The sequence below is a fragment of the Kitasatospora sp. NPDC057542 genome (genome assembly GCF_042801945.1).
GTDB lineage: Bacteria > Actinomycetota > Actinomycetes > Streptomycetales > Streptomycetaceae > Kitasatospora.
The window spans coordinates 1-2,908 of sequence record NZ_JBHVFE010000710.1 but is presented as its reverse complement, the minus strand read 5'-3'; the positions used below and the strand labels follow the sequence as shown (position 1 = coordinate 2,908).

Annotated in this window: 2 protein-coding genes; both read left to right on the top strand. The window is 75.5% G+C overall.

Annotated features, from left to right (window positions below):
- Positions 1-338 precede the first annotated feature (338 nt).
- Complete coding sequence (locus ACFU7Y_RS42490) at positions 339-1,394, top strand: LLM class flavin-dependent oxidoreductase (RefSeq protein WP_380771799.1); 1,056 nt, start codon at positions 339-341, stop codon at positions 1,392-1,394.
- Positions 1,391-2,677: an LLM class flavin-dependent oxidoreductase gene (locus ACFU7Y_RS42485; protein ID WP_380771797.1), complete on the top strand. Its 1,287-nt coding sequence runs from the start codon at positions 1,391-1,393 to the stop codon at positions 2,675-2,677. Before ACFU7Y_RS42490 ends, ACFU7Y_RS42485 begins: the two co-directional genes overlap by 4 nt.
- Positions 2,678-2,908: the final 231 nt, after the last annotated feature.

Sequence of the window (2,908 nt, the reverse complement as noted above, 5' to 3'; positions counted from 1 at the left end):
GGGGCCTCGTGCGTACCGGGGCACGCCGGGCAGGCGGAAACGGCGGTTGACGAACCGACGGACGCCCTGGTCAACTGAAGCGGTGAACGCCTCGTGCCCGCTGGTCACCCGCAGCCACATCGACTTCGGTCGCGTGTGGTCCGCGGCGTGTCGCGGCTGAGCTGACCGTTCCCCCGCCGCCGCCCGGCTGACGTCCCGCCCGGCGCCGGTCCCTCCCTCCCCGCCCGTACGGGCTCCGCCCGCGGGCCGCCACCGCGCGTCGGCGTGCCCCCGCGCACCCGTCTCCGCACGGCTGCCCCGGTGCCCGCACGCGTCCGCACGAGGAAGTCAGGCTCACCATGCCCCGCCAGTTGCACCTGTCCGCAGCCCTCGACAGCCCCGGCCGTTTCGACGCCGGGCACTACGCCTCCCTCGCCCGCCTCGCCGAGCGGGCCACCCTGGACTTCGTCACCCTCGACGACTCCTTCGCCCCCGCACCGAGCCGTCCCGACGCGCTCGCCACCCTCGCCCGGCTCGCCCCGCTGACCAGCCGGGTCGGGCTGGTGCCGACCGTCACCACCACCCACACCGAGCCCTTCCACACCTCGATCTCGGTCAACACCCTGGACTGGGCCTCCGAGGGCCGGGCGGGCTGGCTGGTCGGCGTCTCCGCGACCGAGGCCGAGGCGCGGGCCTTCGGCCGCCGACCGGTCGCCGCCGAGGACGAGCTGTGGGCCGAGGCCGCCGACGCCGTCGAGGTGGCCGCCCGGCTCTGGGACAGCTGGGAGGACGACGCGGAGATCCGCGACACCGCCACCGGGCGGTTCATCGACCGCGACAAGCTGCACCACATCGACTTCGAGGGCCCGCACTTCTCGGTCCGCGGCCCGTCCATCACCCCGCGCCCGCCGCAGGGCCGCCCGGTGGTCGCGGTACCGGTCGCCGCCGCCGACCTCGCGGCGGACGCCTCCCCCGGCGGGCGCGCCCGGGTCGCCGCCGCGATCCGGCACGCCGACGTCGTGCTGCTCGACGCCCCCGACCCCGCCACCCGGCTGACCGCCGCCACCGAACTGCGGCTGCGGGCCGGCGAGAGCCTGCGCATCCTCGCCCGGCTCGACGCCGCCCTGTCCGCCCTGCCCGACCGGGCCGCCGACGAGCGGCTGCTCGCCGAGCTCACCGCGACCGGCACCGGCGTCGACGGCTTCCACCTCTCCCCCGCCGACCCGCCGCGCGACCTGGCCGCACTGGCCGACCGGATCGCCCCCACCCTGCGCGCCGCCGGACTGCTGCGCGCCGAGTACACCGGCCGCACCCTGCGCGAGCACCTCGGCCTGGCGCGCCCGGCCAGCCGCTACGCCGCCCGCCCCGCCGACGCCTCCACCGCTTCCCCCGCCCTCGCCGAGGTGACCCGATGACGGACCGACCGCGCAAGCAGATCCACCTCGCCGCTCACTTCCCCGGCGTCAACAACACCACCGTCTGGAGCGACCCGGCCGCCGGCAGCCACATCGAGTTCTCCTCCTTCCGCCACCTCGCGCAGACCGCCGAGCGCGGGAAGTTCGACTTCTTCTTCCTCGCCGAGGGTCTGCGGCTGCGCGAGACCAAGGGCCTCATCCACGACCTCGACGTGGTCGGCCGCCCCGAGTCGATCACCGTGCTGAACGCGCTGGCCGCCGTCACCGAGCGGCTCGGACTGGCCGCCACCGTCAACGCGACCTTCAACGAGCCGTACGAACTCGCCCGCCGCTTCGCCTCGCTGGACCACCTCTCCGGCGGCCGCGCGGCCTGGAACGTGGTCACCTCCTCGGACGCCTTCACCGGGGAGAACTTCCGCCGCGGCGGCTACCTGGACCGGGCCGACCGTTACCGCCGGGCCGCCGAATTCGTCCAGCTGGCACGAGAGTTCTGGGACGCCGGGGAGGAGCCCGTCCGGCACTCGGGACCGCAGTTCGACGTCGAGGGCCGGCTCTCGCTGCCGCGCCCGCCGCAGGGCCACCCGGTGGTGATCCAGGCCGGTGACTCCGACGAGGGGCGCGAGTTCGCCGCCGCCACCGCCGACGTGGTCTTCTCCCGGCACTCCACCCTGGCCGACGGCCAGGCCTTCCACGCCGACGTCAAGCGCCGGCTCGCCGCGTACGGGCGCAAGCCGGACGAGCTGAAGATCATGCCCGGAGCCACCTTCGTCCTCGGCGACACCGACGCCGAGGCGGCCGAACGGGCCCACGGGATCCGCCGGGCCCAGGTCGGTCCGCAGACCGCCATCGCCTTCCTGGAACAGGTCTGGGGCGTCGACCTGTCCGGCCACGACCCGGACGGACCGCTGCCGGCCGTCGACCCCGATCCGGACAGCGGCCTGGTGCAGGGCCGGGTCCGGCACGCCGACCCGGTGGCCGTCGCCGAACGGTGGCGGGCGGTGGCCGCGGAGAAGAAGCTGACCAGCCGCGAACTGGTGATCGAGCTGACCGGCCGGCAGTCCTTCATCGGCTCGCCGGCCACCGTCGCCGCGCAGATCGACCACTTCGTGCAGAACGACGCGGCCGACGGCTTCATCCTCGTCCCCCACCTCACCCCGGGCGGCCTGGACGAGTTCGTCGACCGGGTGGTGCCGCTGCTCCAGGAGCGCGGGGTGTTCCGCACCGACTACACCGGCCCCACCCTGCGGGACCACCTCGGGCTGCCCGTTCCCGGACGGCGCTAGCCGGAGAGGGGAGCGCCGCATCCGCCGGAACCGGCCGCCGACAGGCGCAGGGCGATCAGACGGTCGGTCATCTCCGCTTCCCCCGCGCCGGGTTCGGATGGTCGTGCGCGCCCGCCCGGGCGTTCCGGACGGACCGCGCACGGCGGTCGGTCAGCCGGTGCGGCGGCGACGGCTCAAGGCGGTGGAACTCCGCCGACCTGCTCAGACCTCGTACACCGCACCGGCCCGGGC

What these genes read in the sequence shown, in the direction of transcription:
- ACFU7Y_RS42490 (WP_380771799.1), top strand. Translation starts at nt 339, where the DNA reads ATGCCCCGCCAGTTGCACCTGTCCGCAGCCCTCGACAGCCCCGGCCGT.
- ACFU7Y_RS42485 (WP_380771797.1), top strand. Translation starts at nt 1,391, where the DNA reads ATGACGGACCGACCGCGCAAGCAGATCCACCTCGCCGCTCACTTCCCC.